The sequence below is a fragment of the Acinetobacter sp. UBA801 genome (assembly GCA_002296655.1).
Classification (GTDB): domain Bacteria; phylum Pseudomonadota; class Gammaproteobacteria; order Pseudomonadales; family Moraxellaceae; genus Acinetobacter.
The window spans coordinates 13,794-35,232 of the sequence record DBIN01000014.1; the positions used below are offsets into that span (position 1 = coordinate 13,794).

At 42.4% G+C, this 21,439-nt stretch carries 20 protein-coding genes, 1 tRNA gene and 1 pseudogene; 12 read left to right on the forward strand and 10 right to left on the reverse strand.

Features of this window, described 5'->3' with window-relative positions:
- Positions 1–206 precede the first annotated feature (206 nt).
- Positions 207–1,121 (forward strand): lipid A hydroxylase LpxO, encoded by a 915-nt coding sequence (lpxO, locus tag B2W49_RS01735; protein ID WP_154321125.1) that lies wholly within the window; start codon positions 207–209, stop codon positions 1,119–1,121.
- A gap of 115 nt (positions 1,122–1,236) precedes the next feature.
- Positions 1,237–1,653: a PH domain-containing protein gene (locus B2W49_RS01740; protein ID WP_291334012.1), complete on the forward strand. Its 417-nt coding sequence runs from the start codon at positions 1,237–1,239 to the stop codon at positions 1,651–1,653.
- Between the two features lie 56 nt (positions 1,654–1,709).
- Here the strand turns inward: B2W49_RS01740 and B2W49_RS01745 are convergent.
- A pseudogene (locus tag B2W49_RS01745) lies at positions 1,710–2,697 on the reverse strand (AAA family ATPase).
- Positions 2,698–2,881: 184 nt separating this feature from the next.
- Between B2W49_RS01745 and uvrC the strand changes: the two are divergent.
- The 3 genes from uvrC to pgsA all read left to right on the forward strand — a co-directional run bounded on the left by uvrC (position 2,882) and on the right by pgsA (position 6,310).
- On the forward strand, positions 2,882–4,681 hold the full coding sequence (gene uvrC / locus B2W49_RS01750; RefSeq protein ID WP_291334013.1) for an excinuclease ABC subunit UvrC: 1,800 nt from the start codon (positions 2,882–2,884) through the stop codon (positions 4,679–4,681).
- A gap of 141 nt (positions 4,682–4,822) precedes the next feature.
- Positions 4,823–5,617: a thioesterase family protein gene (locus tag B2W49_RS01755; RefSeq protein WP_291334015.1), complete on the forward strand. Its 795-nt coding sequence runs from the start codon at positions 4,823–4,825 to the stop codon at positions 5,615–5,617.
- 105 nt (positions 5,618–5,722) lie between these two features.
- Entirely contained in the window at positions 5,723–6,310 is a 588-nt protein-coding gene (gene pgsA, locus B2W49_RS01760) for a CDP-diacylglycerol--glycerol-3-phosphate 3-phosphatidyltransferase (protein WP_291334017.1), read from the forward strand.
- Positions 6,311–6,368: 58 nt separating this feature from the next.
- On the opposite strand, the gene B2W49_RS01765 is transcribed toward pgsA, so the two are convergent.
- On the reverse strand, positions 6,369–8,171 hold the full coding sequence (locus B2W49_RS01765; protein WP_291334019.1) for an ABC transporter ATP-binding protein: 1,803 nt from the start codon (positions 8,169–8,171) through the stop codon (positions 6,369–6,371).
- A gap of 133 nt (positions 8,172–8,304) precedes the next feature.
- Here B2W49_RS01765 and B2W49_RS01770 point away from each other — a divergent pair, with 133 nt between their 5' ends.
- Positions 8,305–8,922 carry an alpha-ketoglutarate-dependent dioxygenase AlkB family protein gene (locus B2W49_RS01770; RefSeq protein ID WP_291334021.1) on the forward strand — a complete coding sequence of 206 codons (618 nt, stop codon included), beginning with the start codon at positions 8,305–8,307 and terminating at the stop codon, positions 8,920–8,922.
- Between the two features lie 29 nt (positions 8,923–8,951).
- Here the strand turns inward: B2W49_RS01770 and B2W49_RS01775 are convergent, their stop codons facing one another.
- The 4 genes from B2W49_RS01775 to recN all read right to left on the reverse strand — a co-directional run bounded on the left by B2W49_RS01775 (position 8,952) and on the right by recN (position 12,655).
- Positions 8,952–9,740 carry an IclR family transcriptional regulator gene (locus tag B2W49_RS01775; protein ID WP_291334023.1) on the reverse strand — a complete coding sequence of 263 codons (789 nt, stop codon included), beginning with the start codon at positions 9,738–9,740 and terminating at the stop codon, positions 8,952–8,954.
- A gap of 150 nt (positions 9,741–9,890) precedes the next feature.
- Complete coding sequence (gene ruvX / locus B2W49_RS01780; RefSeq protein ID WP_291334025.1) at positions 9,891–10,334, reverse strand: Holliday junction resolvase RuvX; 444 nt, start codon at positions 10,332–10,334, stop codon at positions 9,891–9,893.
- On the reverse strand, positions 10,327–10,881 hold the full coding sequence (locus B2W49_RS01785; RefSeq protein ID WP_291334027.1) for a YqgE/AlgH family protein: 555 nt from the start codon (positions 10,879–10,881) through the stop codon (positions 10,327–10,329). Before B2W49_RS01785 ends, ruvX begins: the two co-directional genes overlap by 8 nt.
- 112 nt (positions 10,882–10,993) lie before the next feature.
- Positions 10,994–12,655, reverse strand: coding sequence for a DNA repair protein RecN (recN, locus tag B2W49_RS01790; RefSeq protein WP_291334029.1), 1,662 nt, complete (start codon positions 12,653–12,655; stop codon positions 10,994–10,996).
- Between the two features lie 487 nt (positions 12,656–13,142).
- Here recN and B2W49_RS01795 point away from each other — a divergent pair, with 487 nt between their 5' ends.
- The 3 genes from B2W49_RS01795 to B2W49_RS01805 all read left to right on the forward strand — a co-directional run bounded on the left by B2W49_RS01795 (position 13,143) and on the right by B2W49_RS01805 (position 15,376).
- The gene (locus B2W49_RS01795; RefSeq protein ID WP_004975854.1) at positions 13,143–13,466 is read left to right on the forward strand and encodes a pyrimidine/purine nucleoside phosphorylase; all 324 of its coding nucleotides are present in this window, start codon (positions 13,143–13,145) and stop codon (positions 13,464–13,466) included.
- A gap of 187 nt (positions 13,467–13,653) precedes the next feature.
- Positions 13,654–14,403: a 23S rRNA (guanosine(2251)-2'-O)-methyltransferase RlmB gene (gene rlmB, locus B2W49_RS01800; protein ID WP_291334033.1), complete on the forward strand. Its 750-nt coding sequence runs from the start codon at positions 13,654–13,656 to the stop codon at positions 14,401–14,403.
- A gap of 52 nt (positions 14,404–14,455) precedes the next feature.
- The gene (locus B2W49_RS01805; RefSeq protein WP_291334056.1) at positions 14,456–15,376 is read left to right on the forward strand and encodes a DMT family transporter; all 921 of its coding nucleotides are present in this window, start codon (positions 14,456–14,458) and stop codon (positions 15,374–15,376) included.
- Positions 15,377–15,381: 5 nt separating this feature from the next.
- Here B2W49_RS01805 and coaE read toward each other — a convergent pair whose 3' ends face one another.
- The 4 genes from coaE to pilB are packed head-to-tail and all read right to left on the reverse strand — an operon-like array spanning position 15,382 to position 19,820.
- The gene (gene coaE, locus B2W49_RS01810) at positions 15,382–15,981 is read right to left on the reverse strand and encodes a dephospho-CoA kinase (protein ID WP_291334034.1); all 600 of its coding nucleotides are present in this window, start codon (positions 15,979–15,981) and stop codon (positions 15,382–15,384) included.
- 9 nt (positions 15,982–15,990) lie between these two features.
- Positions 15,991–16,851, reverse strand: coding sequence for a prepilin peptidase (locus tag B2W49_RS01815; protein WP_291334036.1), 861 nt, complete (start codon positions 16,849–16,851; stop codon positions 15,991–15,993).
- A complete protein-coding gene (locus tag B2W49_RS01820; protein WP_291334038.1) occupies positions 16,851–18,077 on the reverse strand; it encodes a type II secretion system F family protein in 1,227 nt (408 codons plus the stop codon). Before B2W49_RS01820 ends, B2W49_RS01815 begins: the two co-directional genes overlap by 1 nt.
- Before the next feature lie 30 nt (positions 18,078–18,107).
- Positions 18,108–19,820: a type IV-A pilus assembly ATPase PilB gene (gene pilB / locus B2W49_RS01825; RefSeq protein WP_291334040.1), complete on the reverse strand. Its 1,713-nt coding sequence runs from the start codon at positions 19,818–19,820 to the stop codon at positions 18,108–18,110.
- A 278-nt stretch (positions 19,821–20,098) separates the two neighbouring features.
- Here pilB and tpiA point away from each other — a divergent pair, with 278 nt between their 5' ends.
- The 3 genes from tpiA to B2W49_RS01840 all read left to right on the forward strand — a co-directional run bounded on the left by tpiA (position 20,099) and on the right by B2W49_RS01840 (position 21,371).
- Positions 20,099–20,890: a triose-phosphate isomerase gene (gene tpiA, locus B2W49_RS01830; protein ID WP_291334042.1), complete on the forward strand. Its 792-nt coding sequence runs from the start codon at positions 20,099–20,101 to the stop codon at positions 20,888–20,890.
- Positions 20,891–20,903: 13 nt separating this feature from the next.
- Positions 20,904–21,233, forward strand: coding sequence for a preprotein translocase subunit SecG (secG, locus tag B2W49_RS01835; RefSeq protein WP_291334045.1), 330 nt, complete (start codon positions 20,904–20,906; stop codon positions 21,231–21,233).
- A 53-nt stretch (positions 21,234–21,286) separates the two neighbouring features.
- Positions 21,287–21,371 (forward strand) — tRNA-Leu (locus tag B2W49_RS01840).
- The last annotated feature ends 68 nt before the right edge of the window (positions 21,372–21,439 follow it).

The following is a 21,439-nucleotide window of genomic DNA, read 5'->3' on the forward strand; positions in this document are numbered from 1 at the left end:
TGAAAAGTAGAGCCTTCAGTGGGTTATTTTTGGCAGAAAAGTCAATCCTTTGTTTGGCTGGTGGCGTTTTAAAGCGTGAAGCAGGGTGGGTATGGAGAGCGACTTGCAATGCTGTGTTCTATTTTCTGCGATGACCTCATGCGCTGAAATTGAGTAGAATATGCGACTTTTTAAATTTCTGCTGTTTTCAGTAGTTGGTTTGTTCTATGTTGAAGTGGATTATTTTGGCGATTTTTATCGCTTCAGCGTTGTATATTCAACAGCGCGGCAAGGTGCGTCATAGTTTTTATCGTCAGTTTTTTGACCATTCTACCATTCTCGCACCGATTAACTATTTAATGTACTTATTTTCTAAAGTGCCGAATCAACCTTATATCGACACCCAGTATTTTCAAGATTTAAAGGTTTTGGATGACAATTGGGAAATGATTCGTGATGAAGCGAAAGCTTTATATGAACAGGGCGGTATTAAAGCTTCAAGTAGCTACGATGATTTGGGGTTTAACTCTTTTTTCAAAACAGGCTGGAAGCGTTTTTATTTAAAATGGTATGACTCCGCACATCCATCTGCCGCAGAATTATGCCCAAAAACCACAGCATTATTAAAAACTTTACCTAGTATTAAGGCGGCGATGTTTACTGAACTAGCGCCCGACAGTCGCTTGGTGCGCCACCGTGACCCGTACGCAGGTTCATTGCGTTACCACTTGGGATTAATGACACCCAATGATGACCGTTGTTTTATTGATGTCGATGGTGAGCGCTATTCATGGCGTGATGGTGAAAGTGTGGTGTTCGATGAAACCTATATTCACTATGCCGAAAATGGCACTGATCAAAACCGTATTATTTTCTTTGCAGATGTCGAGCGCCCGTTAAAATCACGGTTAATGCAAAAGTTTAATCACTGGTTTGGTAAAAATGTCATGACTGCAGCCAGTTCTCCGAATGAAGCAGGCGATCAGACAGGTGGTTTAAACAAAGTCTTTGGCTATGTTTACCAAGTGCGTTTAAAAGCTAAAGCCTTAAAGGCCAGAAATAGCCGTCTGTATTACTTCCTAAAATGGTTTTTGATGTTAGGTATTTTCTTCTTGATTTTTATACGTCCTTATCTGTTTTAAATCATCACAACGCCTTTCGGGGCGTTTTTTTATGGCATTTTTCCATAATTTCAGTTTCAGGCTTCAATTTCACGCTGCTTTTATATATAGAATGAAGCAACTTAGGGGAAAATTTATGCAAACGTTTCATTCTAAAAAAGATTGGTGGGTTTTGGCTTTTGTGATTTGTATGTCAGGCTTATTAATTCAATTATTGCTGACCATGTATGCCAAAGGCACGATGCCTACATTTCCAGTACATACAGGGGTATATATCATCACAATTTTTATGTTGTGGTGGCCTATTTTTAATACTCGCTATCAGGTCAATGCAGAACGCTTGCAGATCCGCTGTATGTTTTTAAAATGGGATATTCCGCGCGACAGTATTCAGAAAATATCTAAAACCAATAATTCGGTCGCGTCACCTGCTTTGTCGCTGAAGCGTTTAAAAATTGATTATCTTCAAGCGGGGCAGCCAAAATTTGTATTGGTTTCACCTAAAGATCATGCCAAATTTAGTCAGGCCTTGGGAATGGAAATTACCGACTAAGCTCGAGACTTTTAAAGTGAAAGAACACAATATTGAGGATGGGCAGCATCACATCCTTAAGATTCACGCATCATATGTCGCGAGCTTATTCTATTGTTAGGTTTAATTGATCTGCACTGCAATCTAAACATTTCGGATTTTTCAGGATGACTTAAAAAATACAAGGCTAAAATGGACTCAAGTTCGGTACGGATATTGCGCCTCAAATGCCGCGCGCCGTACCAAATATCATACCCCTCATAAAAATAGGCTTTAACTGCTGCAGTGAATTGAACTTGGCGCTTTTGATGCTGCGCGGTGGTTTATTTTCCAATTCAATTTCGACCAATTGCGGCAGCGCATCAACAGATACCGCTTGATAAGGCAAACTACGGTCAATCCGATTTAAAAATTCAGGGTCAAATTTAGGTTGCATGATTTTTTCAATGCTTTGTTGCGTCGGCATACGTTTTCAGTACAGTTGTTGTATTTTTTGAGGCAATAGATTGAGTTTATCCAAATATTGTTGTACGGCCTGAACGGCCACATTGCTGGTCATAAAAATCACGCAATTGCGAAAGTCGATAGTTTTGGTGCTTGGGCGGGTGTGTGAGCCTACAATCGCAGTTTCATCAAATAAACTATGACCCTCTATAGAGCCGACATAGCCAGGGGCGCACCTGTGAGTGCAGTCAGAAAATGTTTCTGCGCCAAGCTGTTCATATCAATGCATCAGAAGGCATCAGGGCGACCATAAATGGCTTAGGCAATCAGGCACACCTTCGGTATTGCCAACATCTATCGGGCCAAGCATTAAAGTCACTAAAAATGATCGCTCTGTGCTGGAAAAATCGGCCTTGACCACATCCGCATTTTTTTGATTTCATTCAGCGCTGCATCTTGTCCCATAATCCGTTGACCTAACAATTGCATGACTTGTGCAGGTGCAAAATGAAAGCTTGGTTTGCCAATCAAACCGTCTTTAGCGGATACATGCTGATGTGTACAAAATCGGCTGGGACGTTCGGGTTGTATGGTCTGTATGCCGTGTGGTGCGGTCGTCATCCTGCACTTTCCTTCTGCTGACAAGATGCCTGAGCATAGCAAATCTTGTGTTGCAGACTGACCGTTTTTACACTGAACTAATCGTTTTAGTGGATAGATCATGCGATATGCCACAGGATAAAGCTTGAAAAAATCAGACAAAGCAGCACATCATGTAAAGAATGCAGCAACAATAGGATGACTCGTGAACCCAAACGCAGGTGAGCATATCGAGAAAATTTTGGCAAATATGACCCAATTGCCAGGGGTTTACCGAATGTTGGGTAAAGACGGGGAATTGTTATATGTCGGCAAAGCCAAAAATTTAAAAAACCGTGTGTCGAGTTATTTTGTCAAAACCATAGAGCATCCTAAAACGCAGGCTTTAGTGGCGCGTATTTGTGATATTGAAACCTTGGTGGTGCGTTCTGAAACCGAAGCTTTATTGCTCGAACAAAACCTGATTAAGCTGCATCGCCCACCGTACAATATTATGTTGCGCGATGATAAGTCCTATGTTTATATTTTTGTTTCGGCAGATCGGCCTTATCCGCGCATTGCCAGTGGGCGCGGAAAAGGCAAGCATCAGGTAGGTAAGTTTTTTGGGCCTTATCCGAGTGCGTACAATGCCCGCGATACTTTGGTGGTCTTACAAAAGCTGTTTAATGTGCGGCAGTGTGAAAACAGTTATTTTGCCCAGCGGCAGCGCCCGTGTTTGCAATATCAGATCAAACGCTGTTCGGCGCCGTGTGTAGGATTGATTTCACCCGAAGAATATAAAGAAGATGTCAATAATTCGATTCGCTTTTTACAGGGCGATAGTAAAGATCTGAATCAGCAATTGATTGCCAAAATGGAAGCTGCAGCCGAAGCGTTGGAATTTGAAAAAGCAGTCTTTTACCGTGACCGTATGGCTTTGTTGCGTGAGGTACAGGCACAGCAAGCCATTTATAAAGTCAAAGGTGAAGCCGATATTCTCGCGATTGCTTATCAGGCAGGTGTGACCTGTGTGCAAATTATGCACGTGCGCAATGGCAAAATGCTGGGGGGTAAGAGTTATTTTCCAGATATGTTGGGCGGTGATTTGGGGCAAATGCTGGCCGATTTTATTGCCAACTTTTACTTTCAGGTGGCCGATGAAATTCCAGCGGAACTGATTGTCAATGTGGAAGTGGCAGATTGCAAAGAGTTGGAACAAGCCTTACAGCAACACTTCGGAAAAAAAATTCAGATCAAACATAAAGTGCGTGAAACTCGTGCCGAGTGGCAAGAATTGGCACAAATGAATGTGCAGCATGCTATTAAAGGTAAACTCGCTAATCACTTTGAATTAAATGAGCGTTTTCATCAGTTAGAACAAGTGGTTGGACGCCCGATTGATCGAATTGAATGTTTTGATATTTCGCACACCATGGGCGAAGACACTGTGGCATCTTGCGTGGTGTTTGATAGTGGCGGTATTCGCAAACGTGATTATCGACAATTTTCAATTCAGGATATTCAGGCAGGAGATGACTATGCTGCCATACGTCAAGCACTGACGCGTCGTTATAAAAAAGCCATGTTGCCGGATTTATTGCTCATTGATGGCGGCAAAGGGCAGTTGAATATGGCGATGGAGGTGATGCAGGAATTAGGATTGGATGCCTTTATGATTGGGGTGTCCAAAGGCGAAGGACGTAAACCTGGGTTAGAAACCTTGCACTTTACCGATGGCAGCAAAATTCAGTTGCCTGAAGATCATAAGGCGCTGCATTTGATTCAGCAGGTACGCGATGAAGCACACCGTTTTGCAATTACCAAGCACCGTGCCAAACGCGATAAAAAACGCGGTACATCGATACTTGAAGTGATTCCGGGCTTGGGGCCAAAACGTCGTCGTGATTTACTCACTCATTTTGGAGGCATACAAGGCGTACTGAAAGCTTCAGAAAAAGAGCTGACTTTGGTGCCTGGACTGGGTGAAGTGATGGCGCGTACGATTTATAAAGTGCTGCATGAATGATGATTTAATTCGACATTGATAAAAAGCAGTATTTCTCGCAAAGGTAAATAGCAAAAAAGTGCATTGACTCTACCGTCATTGAATATTCACATCAGATAAAAACCCTGTAATATCAACCACAACATTGTTTAAGGAAAAGCTATGTCGTTGCTACAGACCTATCAAGCCATTGCCGAGCAAGAATGGATCGATATTCCACAGGGTTGGTTACAGGGACGCACCATTTATGGTGGGTTGGTGGCAGGCTTGATGATGCAAAAAGCTCAGCATTGCATTGCCGATCCTGAAAAGCGCTTGCTCAGTAGCAGCGTGACTTTTGTTGGACCTGTACAACAAGATCGGGCACGGCTTACAGCTGAAATTCTTCGGCAGGGTAAATCAGTCACTAGCATTGAGGTGCGTTTGTGGCAGGATGATGCAGTACAAAGCATTTTGATTGCCAGTTTTGGCGTAGCACGTGAATCTAGCATCGTGGTGCACCAAGAACGCGCTGCGCCCAACTTTCCACCTGCAACGGAATTGCCTGTTACAGAGCATCATCCTTTAGCACCTGAATGTTTTCAGCAAATGGATTTGGTATGGGCAGAAGGGCAGTATCCATTCAGTGCCAGCCATAAACCTGATTTTGCAGGCTGGATGCGTTTTAACCCCAAAAAGCATGCGAATCGTGCGATGACGATTGCCGATTTGATGGTGGCTTTTGATATGTGGCCACCTGGAGTATTGCCGATGTTCAGTCAGCTTGCACCTGCCAGTTCTCTTACGTGGCATGTGACCTATGTCAATCCTTTGCAAAATCAGTTACATGATTGGATGAAATATAAGGTATTTACGGATCATGCTAGTGATGGTTATGCCACCGAATACGCACACTTATGGGATAATCAGGATCGGCTGATTGCGATTGCCCGACAGACCATCACCGTGTTTGCCTAGTGACACCTACTGACATTTCGTATAAAGTGAAGTCTATTCACGATGACAAATCCTCAAAAAACTTGTGAATATGCAGCGTAAAGAGGGGAAACATTGGCGGTGTCTATGACAACAGGTCGTATCCTGAATATTCCAAATATATTAACTTTGGCTCGAATCGCCTTGATTCCTGTTTTTTTGTTGGTGGCATATTGGCCGCCTGCAATGGGCGTAAATGGTAATGATGCTGGCATGACACGTCATATTATTTTGACGTCTATATTTGTGATTGCTGCCGTGACCGACTGGTTTGATGGCTACTTGGCACGTTCTTTAAATCAGACTTCTGCATTTGGGCGTTTCCTTGACCCTGTAGCAGATAAACTGATGGTTGCTGCGGCATTGATTGTATTGGTGCAATGGCAACCCACTATTTCTATGGCTTTCGCTGCGATTGTGATTATTTCCCGCGAAATTACCGTATCTGCTTTACGTGAGTGGATGGCTGAACTCGGCGCACGTACCAGTGTGGCGGTGTCTACCGTGGGGAAATATAAAACAGCATTCCAAATGATTGCAATTTCAGTGTTCTTATTGAATTGGCAACCATTGGAAATGGTGGCTTATTTGTTGCTCTATACTGCTGTAATTTTAACGCTTTGGTCGATGTTTATTTATTTAAAAGCGGCATGGCCATATTTGAAACAGCCTTAAACATCGTGATGCGTCATTAAAAATATTAAAAAGTGCTTCTGATTGAAGCACTTTTTGATTAACTATGGGTTTCTTTTTCGGCATCATCTTCATAAGTTTTGGCAATTTTTTCAATATTTAAGCTTTTTGCCATCGCATCAAAAATTTTTTTATAAACCCCATTTTGATGATAAAGCGCATCATGTTCGCCGTGTTCCGCAATCCTGCCATCTTTCATGACATAGGTGTAATCGGCATCAATAATTTGCGATAAGCTATGTGAAATGATGATGACCGTACGCCCTTGTTTAATTTCATCGAGGCTTTGTTTGATTTGTTCGGTTGCAATGGCATCCAGGCTAGCAGTGGGTTCATCTAAAAAAATAATGGGTGGATTTTTCAGGAACATGCGTGCAAGGGCAATCCTTTGTTGTTGACCGCCTGAAAGCATGAGGGCATCTGCGTCATAAGCCTCAGGCAATTGCAAAATTTGTTCGTGAATAGAGGCTTTTTTTGCTGCCTGAATCACATCTTCCAAGCTAGCATCAGTTTTGCCATAACGAATATTTTCAAAAATAGAGCCTTGGAAAATATGATTTTTTTGCAAAACTAAGCTGATATGGTCACGTAAATATTGGGTGTCGATGTGGTTAATATCAGTCCCATCGAGCTGAATTGTTCCCTGTTGTGGTACATAGAATTTATCTAATAAACTGATCAGGGTGGATTTTCCCGCCCCCGACAATCCCACCAATGCGGTAATTTTGTTGGGCTGAATCTGCATCTGAATGTCTTTGAGTGCATGGTGTCCATTCGGATAAAAAAAGTTCACCTGTTGTAGGTCAAACTGCCCTCGAATGATGGGTTTAAGCGTACCACTTGGTTCAATTTCATGCTCGGCTTCCAAAATTTGAAAGAAGCTTTCTGAATAGATCATTGCATCATTGACTTCATCATAAATACGATGCAATGAGCGAATTGGGGCAGAAACATTGCCAAACAGCAACACGTGATACATGATCATGCCGATGCTCATTTGCCCATCTAACACAAAATAAGCAGTTAAAATAATAATCAGCACCACACCAATTTGTTCAATAAAGCTTTTTAAACCATCAAATATAAAGCTGGTTTGGCGGGTCTGCATTTGATTGTGGGTCAGTTTTTTCTGCAGGGTAAGTTGTTTTTCTGCTTCGATGCTTTCTCTGTTAAATGATTTAATCACGGTGATTGAGTTGATGATGCTGAGAATCCCTTGGCTTTTTTTCTCACGTCCATCACGTAAATTACGTCGCCAGCTTCCTAGTTTTTGTGCCTGCTGGTAGGTCAGCCAAAAATAAATAGGCACAATGAGTGTCGCGACCAAACCCACATAAATATTGGCATAATACATTAAGCCCAAAGCCACAATGGCACTGGTAAAGAGTGGCAAAATATCAATAAAGAAAATTTGCACTAAACGGGTGAGCGAACCAATGCCACGATCTATACGTGTTTGTAATTTACCTGCTTGGTTATTGTCCTGATTAAAAAAGGCCAGTCGATAACGCAAAAACTTCTCAATAATGTCCTGTGCCAAATCTTGTGACACAAAGATGCGCAGTTTTTCACCATAAAATTTCTGCCCAAACTGCACAAAGGCATTGATGATTTCTTTACCCAGCAAAATGGCTGAAATGGTGATTAAAATGTGCCAGCCTGCAGACAGACCCTGTCCTGCCTCAATTAAGGCGTTAATACGGTCAACAGCGTATTGTAAAGTCAGTGCATTGACTTGAGCTGTTAACGAGCCGATGAGCGTTAAAACTAAAGTAGCAATCACCAAGAGCCGATAAGGCCGAACGAAGGGATGCAATTTTTGAAATAAATGCCATAAATTCATAAGCTATTATTATTATATGCACGATGATTTTAAGTCTAAGGATGAAAGTTACGACTCACAAGCCAAAAAACTGTGTCATTTTGTGAGCAGAGCTGATCCTTATTTTTAGATTAAACAATAGAGTTGCTTGATCATGAATCTAGAGTTGTTTACCCCTGAGCCTCGTGACAACATACTGCCTTATGACGGCATTGTACAGGACTATGGTCTGGTGCTGAATGTGGAGCATAGTGCGCGTTATTTACAGTATTTTCTGCAACATTTGGTATGGCAAGCCGATGAAGGCATGCTATTTGGTCAGTATTATCGGACACAGCGCCAAGTCGCATGGTATGGCGATGAGCAGTATCAATATCGGTATTCAGGTGCTTTAAAGCAGGCTCATGTTTGGCTACCTGCTTTGTGGCGGCTGAAACAGCAAGTTGAACAATGGGTCGGGCATCCCTTTAATTCATGTTTGGCCAATTTATATCAAGATGGTACGCAGGGCTTGGGCTGGCATAGTGACGATGAGCCGAATTTAGGAAAAAACGTTGTCATTGCTTCATTGAGTTTTGGAGTAACCCGTAAATTCAGTTTTAAGCATAAACATACGGCATATAAAGTGGATCTTTTATTGCAGAGTGGTCAATTGCTTGTGATGCGAGGACAAACACAGCAGCATTGGAAACATGCTTTAATGAAGTCCAATAAAATTTTACAACCCAGAATTAATCTGACCTTTCGCTATTTTCATAGCATTTCTGAATAAGATCATCCTCAGATTAAAATTTTGCCACGTTAAGTCGAGTTCACTTCTAAGCTTAAATTGGTATTTAGTGTTTCAAACTGTTTTTCAATTTGTTGGGCATTATCCTGCAAAATTTCAATTAGCTTTTGCAAATTGACAAATTCAAAACGGTTTTTAGATGCCAACAGTGTCAAGGCATAAGGTGCATCTTTAGATGAAAAACGAATCGGTACAGATAAACCTGCAATTTCTGCATCAAGTTCGCCATTAGAAAAATAATAGCCTTGTTTTTTGATTTTGCGCATTTGCTGCAAAAAGTCATCTTCATCTTTTGCAAAATTGACTTGTGCCAATTCGGCAGAAAAACGCTGGTAATAGTCTAAAATTTTAGCTTTAGGCAAGTGTGCCATAATAATTTTTGGCGATGAGCCGACATAAACAGGACGTGGGCAGCCACGACCATAAGACAGTAAAGGCGTATCTTTAAAGATTTCGTGATGTACATCAATGCAGGAATCTTGATTGAGCTGGGTCAATAAACAGCAAAATTCAGTACGTTCCGCAATTTTTTTCATAAACGGAATGCTGATGGTGACCAATGGATCAGTCGTACGAGAGATAAAATCCAATACCGCAATTTTGGGCCCAAGAGTGTAATCTCCCGAGGTGCCACTCATGCGTTGCAACAATTCTGCCGAAACCAACTCTTTTAAATAGCGGTAACTGGTAGGCTTAGATAAACCGAGTTCCTCACTAATCGTATCTACATTAATGACAGGACGTGCGGTTGAATATAAGTCTAAGACTGTGAGAATCTTGCCAAAGCTAGACAGTGCCATGCGGATTTACCCATTCACACCAAAAGAATGATGTCACTTTATATCAAAAAATAGCCGGACCAATCGACTTTTGACAGATGGAATTTAGTGTACTAAGGATCAATGTCCCAATTCTTTTACGTTTGTCGATGTTCTCTATTCAGAAAGAATTTAAGGCAGAACGCCGTGAGGTTCACGATACCAGCTTTCAATCAATAGTGCTGCAGCAAGACTGTCGGCAGCGAGTTTTTTGCCACGGCCTTGAGCTTGATAATGATCAAGCTCATCACGTGCCTCACGTGTAGTTAGGCGTTCATCGACCATTAGGGTGTGGATATTGCTTTGATGGCGTAAGCGTTTAGCAAACTTACGGGCACGGGTAGACAGTTCCGACTCGCTATCATCCATATTTAAAGGTAAGCCCACTAGAAATAATTGCGGCTGATGTTGCTTGATAATTTTTAGCAAGTTTTCCCATTGCGGAACGCCATCTTTCATGGGAAAAAGGGCGAGTGGGGTTGCACTTTCAATCAGTGCCTGCCCCACAGCCATGCCCATTTTTTGTGTGCCGAAGTCAAATGCCATAATGGTTTGGGCTTGTGTCGTTTCAGGCATGACCAATCTCTGAAGATAACCATGTTGGATCTACGCCCATTTTGCGATATGCGGCATCCCAACGGTCGTCATAAGGTAAATTGAAAATCAAATCCATGTCCGATTCACAAATCAGCCAATCGCCACGGGCAATTTCTTGTTCCAGTTGCTGTTTACCCCAGCTAGCATAGCCCAAGGCAATTTGGTAGCGTCCAACGCCTTCGTTGTGGGCAATCGCATCTAAAATATCTTTAGAGGTGGTGATACAGACATTTTCACCCACTGCAATCGATGAATGCCAAATTGGCTGCCCAGTGTGTAAAACAAAACCTGCCTCAGGTCGTAAAGGACCCCCTTGTAGAACTTCGTGAGGATGCACATTATCTGCGTCTATATCTAAATCATTGAGTAATTCTTTGATTTGGATACCCGATGGACGGTTGATAATAATGCCTTGCGCACCGTCTTCATCATGACGTGCCAAATAGATGACGGTGTTTGCAAAAAACTCATCATTCATATCGGGCGGAGCTATGAGACAGCGATGCGTCAGATATTGTTTAGTCACCTAAGCAAATCTCCTTAAAAACAGTTGCTTCTAGAAAAACCTATTCCTTTAGGATACACGTTACTTGAGCTTTGTGATTTCACCAAGCTCTTTTTGTGACAGCGTTGATTTTTTAAGCCTGTTGAAACTTCAATTGTCGTAATTGTTTGGCGTGTTGCAGGGTAGTGTCATTAATTTCAACACCGCCTGTCATGCGTGCCAATTCTAAAATACGCGCATCTTCTTCTAATTCAACAATGGTGCTGCTGGCAGGGTCAGTCTGACGTTTTTTCACCAAAAGGTGCTGATCAGACTGCGCAGCCACTTGTGCTTGGTGGGTAATACATAAAATTTGAACGTGTTGCGCCAAACCTGCGAGCAAACGCCCCACAATTTCAGCAGTACCACCACTAATCCCGACATCAATTTCATCAAAAACCAAAACTTCAGCTTCGGTTTTTTCGGCATTCATGACTTGCATGACCAAAGCAATCCGCGATAATTCGCCACCGGAAGCCACACGTGCTAATGGCTGAGCAGGAATACCTTTGTTTGCAGTAAACAGTAACTGAATAAAACTTAACCCCTCCGCAGAAACCTGCTCTAAAGGTTCAAACTTAAATTCAAAATGTGCCTCAGGCAGTGCCAATTGTTTGACTTGCTCGGTCAGTTGTTTGGCGAGTGGTGCGGCTGCTTCACGACGGATGTCATCTAAATGTTGTGCTTTGGCTAAAAAATCCTGATGTGCCAGTTCTACTTGTTCTGCCAAAGTTTCAGGGTCTTCCAGCTCATGTAAAGCAGTGAGCTCAGTTTGCCAAGTATCAAATTCTTGTTTCAATAATTCAGGCTGTGTGCGATATTTACGTGCTAAACGATGAAAGACTTCTAATTTTTGATTCAGTTCTTCCATACGTTCAGGGTCAAAGCTTTGACGATCAATAAACTGACGTAAATTGGCTGTCGCATCATCTAATTCACTTTGCGCATTTAACAATGAGTTATAAATTTCTGATAATTGTTCACTGCGCCCCGCATGAGATTCCAAGCGGCGAATAATCGAAGCAATTTCCTGAGTGATGTTTTGCTCGGCTTCGTCTAAGGCATTTAAACTATAACTGCAGTCCTGCATGATATGTTCATGATGGCTTAGGCGATCAAACTCTTGTTCAATCTCCTTATAATCTATTTGTACCAGTTCCTCGAGTTCTTCGAGCTGTAAGTTCAGGGTTTCGATGCGCTGCTTGCGAGTTGCCTGTGCATCCAGCGCCGCCTGATGCTGTCGGATATTTTTTTGCCAGGTACTATAAGCATCACGTACTGCTTGGGCAGGGGCATAAAAATTATAATAACGATCAAGCCAGTGCTTTGGATAAGGCGGTTCCAACAATTGTTGTTGGCTGTGCTGGCTATATAGTTGTACTAGCAAGCGTCCAATTTCTTTCAGCTCTGCCAAACTGCTTGGACGTCCATTAATCCATGCCTTGCTGCGTCCTGTAGCAAAAATTACCCGACGTAAATGGATTTCACCAGACTCATCATCTAATTCATGTTCTTTTAGCCATTGTGCTTCAGGGCTATTGTCCTGATAACTGAAACTCGCAGTCACATCGGCTTTATCTGAGCCAAAACGGACATAATTGGTATCGGTACGTTCACCTAAACAGGCAGAGAGCGCATCTAATAGTAAGGATTTACCTGCACCTGTTTCCCCTGTTAGGACGTTAAAACCTGTTTCAATATCCAGTGCTAAGTGGTCGGCAAGGGCAAAGTTAATCAGTGTTAAATGAGTCAGCATAAACGCATCCAAGCTGCGAAAAGTGTCAGTGAAAGAGAGTTAAATTTAGGAAATGCCATAACAAGGCTGTTATTTTCGTCTATTTAATTCTAGCTTAAATTACAGCGCAAACAACAAAAAATGTACCCAATAAGCATCATATGTAAAACGCATGATTATTTGACCATTTCATTTGATAGTCATCAAATCGCAGTATATTCGCTTGGAAGTTTTAGGTGCTGCCTGATGTGTTGAAACTTAAGCGATATAGATACTTTTGTGATCTGTTTCACATTCAAATTTAGCACTTTAGTGGGGAAAAATCTGCAGAGTACTTTGCATGCCTTTGGCATTGGCTTAGACTATGCTGTTAGCGTGTCGCATGCTGCTTATTGAAACATGATTCAATTTACGCAAAGCCTACTGTAAACACAGATTGATTAGTTCTGAGGACAGAATTAAACTACATCAGTCAAAAATATAAAAACGCGTTACCTGGAGAATACGCATGTCAGCTCAGTTTGATCATGTATCAGTTGTGAAAAAATCGAATGTCTATTTTGGTGGGCAATGCATCAGTCACACGGTGCAATTTGAAGACGGTACCAAAAAAACCTTAGGGGTGATTTTACCGACTGAACAAGCCTTGACTTTCGAAACGCATGTGCCTGAACGTATGGAAATTATTTCAGGTGAATGTCGTGTCAAAATTGCCGATAGCGAAGAAAGTGAATTATTCCGCGCTGGTCAGTCGTTCTATGTGCCTGGCAATAGCCGTTTCAGCATTGAAACCGACGAAGTGCTTGATTACGTGTGCCACTTAGAAGGTTAATCAACCGATCAACAGGGTATTAAATGAATTATCAATTTTTCCTACTTGAACACTCAATAGGACCGAATTGAATCAAGAAATTTTCACCTGAATCGGTTAAACTAGATATTATTGAAATCCTGTGAAGTCTGCTTTGCAGGATTTTTCGTTTTCGCTGCTTTATTGGTGTATTAATTAGAGGTCGTTCATGGCAAAACCTGAATATTATTATGGCGTTCACTCGGTGGAGTCATTATTGGAGCTTGAGCCAGAGCGAGTCTTAACTCTTTTTACCTTAAAAGGGCGTGATGATCAGCGTTTACAAAAAATTTTAGAACTTGCCGAACCATTTGGCATTAGTGTGCAAAAAGCCAGTCGTGACAGCTTGGAAAAACTAGCAGGTTTGCCTTTTCACCAGGGGGTGGTGGCTGCAGTGCGCCCACATCCAACCTTGAATGAAAAAGACTTGGACACCTTATTGCAGGCCGATAGCAAGCCTTTGCTTTTGGCGCTAGATCAAGTCACTGACCCGCATAATTTAGGCGCGTGTATTCGTACTGCTGCTGCCATGGGTGTTGCTGCCGTGATTGTGCCGCGTGATCGTTCAGCAAGTTTAACCCCAACTGCACGCAAAGTGGCTGCAGGTGGCGCTGAAAAAGTCAAATTTATCCAAGTCACTAATTTGGCACGTACTTTGGCGCATTTGAAACAAGAGTTTAATGTGCGCGTGGTGGGTACAATGCTGGATGAAAAAGCTTTGCCAATTCAGCAATTTGATTTTACAGGTACAGCAGTATGCGTGGTGATGGGCGCAGAAGATACAGGTTTACGCCCAATTACCCAGTCACAATGTGATCAAACCGTATTTATTCCAATGGCAGGAAATCTGCAAAGTTTGAATGTCAGCGTTGCAACAGGCATGGCATTGTATGAAGCTTGCCGTCAGCGTCAGGCTTAATTGCTGATTTTGTATTAGCTATTCTATTGATGTTTTCAACACAGTGATTCGTCTGTCTCCGCAAAAGCAAGGATATGCTTTGGTGCTTGTTACCATGTGCATTTGGGGTGGTTTTACCCTAACTGCTCGGCTGAATGCACAATGGCAGATCAGCGCTTGGGATATTACCGCCTTACGCTTCGCTTTGGCTTTTTGTATTTTAATGCCGATTCTCATCTGGAAAAGAGATACGGCATTTTTATGGAAAAAAGAGCCTTTTATTTTGGCAATGATTGGCGGAGTGGGCTATTGTCTGACTGCGTATAGTGCTTTTCATTATGTACCTGCTGCTCATGCTGCTATTTTTTTGAATGGTTGTATTCCTGTTTGTACCGCTATTGCGGCTTGGGTATTATTTCGAGTGCCTTTTGACCGACATACCTGGATCAGTATTGTAATTATGCTGACTGCCATTGCGGGTATGAGTGTGCTGATGTATCAACAAACAGGCGTTGCTTTTGGACTTGGAGATGGGCTGTTTTTTATCAGTGCCATTTGGTGGGGCGTGTTTACGGTTTTATTAAGGCAATGGAAGCTATCCGCTTGGCATGCTATGGCGGGTGTCGCGATTTGGTCTGCAATTGTCTATGTCCCGATTTACTTGCTGTTTTTCCCAAAACAACTCAGTAGACCCGAACCGATTCATTTATTACTGCAAACTATTTTTCATGGGGTCTTTGTGGTAATTATCGCAACACTTAGCTATGTCGAGGCAATTAAGCGTTTGGGGGCGTTCAAAACTGGTAGTATTGTGACCTTGGCGCCGTTTATCGCTGCAATTTTTGCTGTTCCATTATTAGGTGAGCCATTGAGTCTAGCAATTGTATGCGGCTTGATGGGTATGGGAATTGGCGCTTTGCAGCCTTGGCGCTGGTGGGCACGAGCTGACAGCTTGAAAGCCCAACTTGAACAGCAAAAACAACAGTCAGATTAATTGGCTTACTGCATCGCTCGCTTTAAATACTGCTGATGCAATACTTCAAGCTTGCTATACAAATGATCTAAATGCCCATCGTTCAGCACAATGTCATTGGCTAGGCGTTGCTTTTCAGCACGTGGCATTTGTGCTTGAATAATTTTATGAATTTGTTCAACTGTTTGGTCGTCACGTTGTGAGGCGCGGTGAATTTGTAGTGCTTCAGTGGCATCAATCAACAAGGTATGTTGGGTCAGTTGATGTTGATTGGTTTCAAACAAGAGCGGTGAAACCAAAACCACGTAGGGACTGTCGGCAGCATTTAATTGTCGAATAATTGATTCACGAATTGCAGGGTGGGTGATTTTTTCAAGCGCTTGTCGTGCACTTGGTTCTTTGAAAATGTGTTCACGTAGCGCGCGACGATCTAGCTCGCCATTTTTAAGTAAAACCCAATCGCCAAAGCGTTGTTGAATTTGCTGTAAGGCAGGCTGTCCTTTTTCGACCACTTCGCGTGCAACCACATCCGCATCGATCACAACAATACCTTGGGCCTCAAACCACGCACTGGCTGCAGACTTGCCACTGCCAATTCCTCCTGTTAGACCCAAAACAAAACGCATGTGCTGTCCTTATTGTCCCAAATAAACTTTCATGATTTGCTCGCCCCATAAAAAGGCAATCCAACCCGCAATGGCGATATACGGACCAAACGCGAAGGGCTGGTTTTCTTGACGCACTTTTAACAGAATAATGCCAATAATCGCCCCAACTAAGGAAGAAAGCAGCACAATCAGAGGCAACATCATTGGGCCCATCCATGCTCCTAAAGCGGCAAGGAGCTTAAAGTCACCATAGCCCATGCCTTCTTTGCCTGTAATAATTTTAAACAGGTAATACACTACCCATAAGCATAAGAAACCAATGATATAACCCCAAATAGCAGAGGTGGGTGAGGTATAGATAGCATAACTATTGATCGCTAGACCCAAGGCAGCCAAAGGCAAGGTATAGCGGTCTGGCAAGAGTTGTGTATCAAAATCAATGAAGGTGAGTGCAATCAAGGTATAAGTGAGCAGCAAGCCAAACAGCATTTGAACGGTTGGGCCAAATACCGCAAGTACAATTAAGGCACAAACAGCGGTTAATACTTCAATCAGTGGATAACGTATGCTGATCGGGTTTTGGCAATTGCCACACTGACCACGTAATGCCAACCAACTCACCACAGGAATATTTTGATACCAGCGAATTGGGTGGTGACATTTGGGGCAGGTCGATGCAGGTTTGCTCAGGGTGATTTTGCTTTCATCAATAATGGCTTGTTCAGGGTGTAATAACATTTGACAGTCATTACGCCATTCCTGCTCCATCATTTTGGGTGTGCGGTATATGACCACATTCAAAAAACTGCCAATACATAAACTAAAAAGTCCAACTGCGATATAGAGCGCAGTTGGATTTTGGATAAAGTACGCGATTAATTCTTGCATTAAACCACAGAACCCATTTGGAAGATTGGAAGGTACATAGCGACAACTAAACCACCCACTAAAATACCCAACACAGACATAATCAACGGCTCCATCATTGAGGTTAAGCCATCTACTGCGTTATCGACTTCATTTTCATAGTGGGTTGCGACTTTATCTAGCATGGCATCTAGGGCACCTGATTCTTCACCAATGGCCACCATTTGTACCGCCATAGAGGGAAATTTATTGGTGACACGCATGGCGAATTGTAGCTGCTGACCTGTTGCGACATCATCACGGATTTTCATCACCGCTTCTTCATAGACCACGTTATTGGTTGCGCCTGCGGTGGATTCCAAAGCATCAATTAAGGGTACACCTGCAGCAAAAGTAGTGGCTAAAGTACGGCTATAACGCGCAATAATGGCTTTATAGACTAAGTCACCAAAAATAGGCGCTTTCAGTGCAGCTTTGTCTAAGAAGTCACGGAATTTTTTACTGCGTTTTTTAGCTTCCAGGAAACCTGCAATCATCGCCGCAATCACAATAATCAGAATAAACCAGTATTTTTGCATCCATTGCGACATGTTCACTACCATTTTAGTGAAAGCAGGTAAGTCTGCACCAAAAGAGCTAAATAACTCCTCAAATACTGGTACAACTTTCACCATCAAAATAATGGTCACGACAATCGCCACCACAATGACCGTTGCAGGGTATTTCATGGCTTTTTTGATTTTTTGCTTTAACAGTTCGCTCTTTTCTTTATAGATCGCGACACGATCTAGCATGGTTTCTAGGGCACCCGATTGTTCACCAGATTCAACCAAAGAGCAGAACAGATTGTCAAAATATTGAGGATATTTACGCAATGCACCAGCAAAGGTATTCCCGCCTTCCACCTCGCCTTTAATGCCTAAAACCACTTCACGCATAGCGGGGTTTTCAAGACCTTCAGCCACAATCTCAAAGCTTTGTACCAAAGGCACCCCGGCTTTCATCATTGTGGCAAGTTGACGCGTGAAAATGGTGATGTCTAAGGTTGACACCCTTTTTTTCATTAAGCCTTCTAGAATATTCTTTTTCTTTTGGCGAATCGTCTTGATGGTAATTCCTTGTTTACGCAATGTGACCTTTGCTAAAGCCATATTACGCGCTGGAATTTCCCCTTTTAATTTAGCCCCTTTGCGGTCAATCCCTTCATAAACGAAGGTGGGCATCATCTGTGCTTTTTTGACAGCCATGCGTATTTATCCTTATTTTAAATTTTACAACTATTCACTGGTCACACGATTGACTTCTTGCAATGAAGTCACCCCCTGCATGACCTTAAGTAACCCCGAACGACGCAGATTGTTAAACCCCGATTTTGCTGAAGCATCAGCAATTTGGATGGCATTACCATCCTCCATAATAATTCTGGAAATTTCTGGTGTGACCTTCATCACCTCATAAATACCAACACGGCCTTTATAACCTTCACGGCATTCAGAACAACCTACAGGTTGATAGACCTGAAATTCTGGGTTGCTCAAATCGGCTTCAGTGAAGCCCATTTCTAATAAGCTTTGTCTTGGAATATCGGAAGGGGCTTTACAATGCGGACATAAACGTCGTGCCAAACGCTGTGCAATGACGAGGTTCACTGAAGTTGCGATGTTAAAGGATGGAACGCCCATGTTGCGTAAACGTGTTAAAGTTTCTGGTGCACTGTTGGTGTGTAGAGTAGATAAAACCATGTGACCTGTTTGGGCGGCTTTAATTGCGATTTCTGCAGTTTCAAGGTCACGAATCTCACCCACCATGACAATATCAGGGTCTTGGCGTAAGAAAGATTTTAGTGCGGCAGCGAAGGTTAAGCCCACTTTGTTGTTTACGTTAACCTGATTAATACCTTCTAAGTTAATTTCCACAGGGTCTTCGGCGGTGGAAATGTTGGTATCTTCTCTGTTTAAGATATTTAAGCCAGTATATAACGATACCGTTTTACCCGAACCCGTTGGACCCGTAATCAGCAACATGCCTTGCGGCTTTTCTAAAGCTTCCATGAACAATTCTTTTTGTTCTGGCTCATAACCTAAAGCATCAATCCCAAGCATCGCGCTAGATGGGTCAAGAATACGCAGTACAATTTTTTCACCGAACAAGGTTGGCAAGGAGTTAACACGGAAGTCGATGGATTTATTTTTAGATAGTTTTAATTTAATACGACCATCTTGTGGAACACGTTTTTCAGAAATATCCATTTGGGACATGACTTTTAAACGTGATGCCAAGCGGTTGGCTAACTGTAAGGGTGGTGTGGCAATTTGACGTAATACACCATCGACACGATAACGCACGCGATAGGTTTTTTCATACGGTTCAAAGTGTAAGTCCGAGGCACCCATGCGAATTGCATCAATCAGTAATTTGTTGATGTATTTAACAATCGGGGATTCATCACCCTGCGGTTCATCTTCTGCGGCTTGTTCTGGTTCGCTGTTGCCATCTTCAAAGTTGAGATCAAAGTCATCATCTTCAAATTCAAAAGCAGACTCGCTCGCAAAGTTCTGTTCAATCAGTTTTACCAGTTTGTCGTGTTCAACCACAATCGCTTCAACATTCATTTTGCTGTTGAAACGAATTGCATCCATTGCTTCGATATTGGTTGGGTTACTGGTCGCAACGTAAAGTAGATGATTACGCTTAAAAATAGGTAAAAGGTTATATTTGCTGAACAGCTTTTCATCGATGCCTTCACGCACAATTAAAGCGGAATCATAGACATTCAAGTCAAAAATAGGCTCACCAAACTCATTGGAAATTTTTTCAGCAATCAGCAAAGGTGAAATATTCAGGTTCTGAATTAGATAGGGAACAATATCTACTTTTTCTTTATGAGCAGCCATAATGGCGGTTTGCATATTTTCAGCAGAAACGAGCCCGTCTTCGACCAATCGTCGAATAAAACCTGTGAATTTAGGTGTAGCTTGTTGTACTGACATTCCCCAACGCCCTCAAAATCAAGATTGTTTATAATTGGTATCTTTAAAATTATACTTTTGTTGCACAAAAATACCATATCTGAAAGTGCTGTCACCACCTAAGTATCGCCTAAAAGCATGAACCAGTTACATTAATCTTCTAAAAAAATTGTAAGTCCTGCTATGAAAAGATACTTCATGCAGCAGTTTGATGCAAAGCTTGCACAAAAAACTCAGCAGAAATGTGATTTGCGTGTAGAATGTGCGCGATTAAATGAATTGTTTTTGCAGGTTATTCTATGTCGGCTACGACGATTAAGCCTTGGGTGGTTGGCAATTGGAAGATGAATCCGATGCATGCCGATGCTCAGCAACTTATTTCTGAATTTAAAACATTATTACAAGACAGCCCTGTAGAGGCTGAAAAGTGTCATTTGGGGATTGCACCTGTCACTTTGGCTTTGACACAAATTCAAACTGCATTGAGCGAAGCAGTACGTCCTGTCTATACCGTTGCACAAGACCTTTCCCGTATTGCGGGCTTAGGGGCTTATACGGGCGAAGTCAGTGCAGAATTACTAAAAGATAGCCAAATTGATTATGTATTGGTTGGGCATTCAGAACGTCGCGAATTTTTTGCAGACACACCAAGCATTTTGAATGAGAAAGTTAAAAATGCCTTACAGGCTGGTTTGACTGTTATTTATTGTGTGGGTGAAAGTTTGCAACAACGTGAAAGCGGTCAGGCAGAGCAAGTTGTTTTGCAACAAATTTGTGATATTGCTGCAGTGGTGGAAGCTGAGCAATGGCAACAGATTGTGATTGCGTATGAACCTATTTGGGCAATTGGTACAGGCAAAACCGCATCACCAGAAGATGCGCAAACCATGCATGCAAAAATTCGTGCAGGTTTAAGCCAAATCACCGCTTATGCTGTGACTTTACCGGTTTTATATGGTGGTAGTGTAAAACCAGAAAATGCCGTAGAGTTAGCAGCCTGCCCAGACATTAATGGTGCTTTGGTCGGTGGTGCATCTTTAAATGCGGCATCGTTCCATCAAATTGCGCAAGCCTTTGCAAATACACAATAATGAGGAGTTCAGCATGCAAACATTTGTGCTGGTAGTACATATTATCTTAGCCATTTTAATAATTGGACTAATTTTGGTTCAGCATGGTAAAGGTGCAGATGCAGGCGCTTCTTTTGGTGGCGGTGGTGCGGCAACCGTATTTGGTGCGTCAGGCTCAGGCAATTTTTTAACGCGTTTAACGGCAATTTTGACAGCATTGTTTTTTGCAACGAGTTTAACCTTAGCGGTGTTTGCAAAGAAACAAACCACAGGTGCCTATAGTTTGCAGACTGTACAAACGACTGCCCCTGCACAGCCAGTATCGCCTGAATCTTCACCAACTGCGCCTAAAAGCGCTGAATAATTTTATTTAGTACTTTCTTTTTTCGCATGATGCGACTAGAATGCGTCACAGCTGCGGTGGTGGTGGAATTGGTAGACACGCTACCTTGAGGTGGTAGTGCTTTCGGGCGTGGGGGTTCAAGTCCCCCCTTCCGCACCAACTTATAATCCAGAAAACATAAGTTGGTGTTAAGCAGCAAATCTGTTGATGCGGGATGGAGCAGTCTG

What these genes read in the sequence shown, in the direction of transcription:
- B2W49_RS01820 (WP_291334038.1), bottom strand. Translation starts at nt 18,077, where the DNA reads ATGGCTGTCAAAAAAGCACAGATGATGCCCACCTTCGTTTATGAAGGG.
- ruvX (WP_291334025.1), bottom strand. Translation starts at nt 10,334, where the DNA reads ATGCCTGAAACGACACAAGCCCAAACCATTATGGCATTTGACTTCGGC.
- tpiA (WP_291334042.1), top strand. Translation starts at nt 20,099, where the DNA reads ATGTCGGCTACGACGATTAAGCCTTGGGTGGTTGGCAATTGGAAGATG.
- B2W49_RS01775 (WP_291334023.1), bottom strand. Translation starts at nt 9,740, where the DNA reads ATGGCACTGTCTAGCTTTGGCAAGATTCTCACAGTCTTAGACTTATAT.
- B2W49_RS01765 (WP_291334019.1), bottom strand. Translation starts at nt 8,171, where the DNA reads ATGAATTTATGGCATTTATTTCAAAAATTGCATCCCTTCGTTCGGCCT.
- recN (WP_291334029.1), bottom strand. Translation starts at nt 12,655, where the DNA reads ATGCTGACTCATTTAACACTGATTAACTTTGCCCTTGCCGACCACTTA.
- pgsA (WP_291334017.1), top strand. Translation starts at nt 5,723, where the DNA reads ATGACAACAGGTCGTATCCTGAATATTCCAAATATATTAACTTTGGCT.
- coaE (WP_291334034.1), bottom strand. Translation starts at nt 15,981, where the DNA reads ATGCGTTTTGTTTTGGGTCTAACAGGAGGAATTGGCAGTGGCAAGTCT.
- rlmB (WP_291334033.1), top strand. Translation starts at nt 13,654, where the DNA reads ATGGCAAAACCTGAATATTATTATGGCGTTCACTCGGTGGAGTCATTA.
- B2W49_RS01770 (WP_291334021.1), top strand. Translation starts at nt 8,305, where the DNA reads ATGAATCTAGAGTTGTTTACCCCTGAGCCTCGTGACAACATACTGCCT.
- secG (WP_291334045.1), top strand. Translation starts at nt 20,904, where the DNA reads ATGCAAACATTTGTGCTGGTAGTACATATTATCTTAGCCATTTTAATA.
- B2W49_RS01795 (WP_004975854.1), top strand. Translation starts at nt 13,143, where the DNA reads ATGTCAGCTCAGTTTGATCATGTATCAGTTGTGAAAAAATCGAATGTC.
- B2W49_RS01815 (WP_291334036.1), bottom strand. Translation starts at nt 16,851, where the DNA reads ATGCAAGAATTAATCGCGTACTTTATCCAAAATCCAACTGCGCTCTAT.
- pilB (WP_291334040.1), bottom strand. Translation starts at nt 19,820, where the DNA reads ATGTCAGTACAACAAGCTACACCTAAATTCACAGGTTTTATTCGACGA.
- B2W49_RS01755 (WP_291334015.1), top strand. Translation starts at nt 4,823, where the DNA reads ATGTCGTTGCTACAGACCTATCAAGCCATTGCCGAGCAAGAATGGATC.
- B2W49_RS01740 (WP_291334012.1), top strand. Translation starts at nt 1,237, where the DNA reads ATGCAAACGTTTCATTCTAAAAAAGATTGGTGGGTTTTGGCTTTTGTG.
- lpxO (WP_154321125.1), top strand. Translation starts at nt 207, where the DNA reads ATGTTGAAGTGGATTATTTTGGCGATTTTTATCGCTTCAGCGTTGTAT.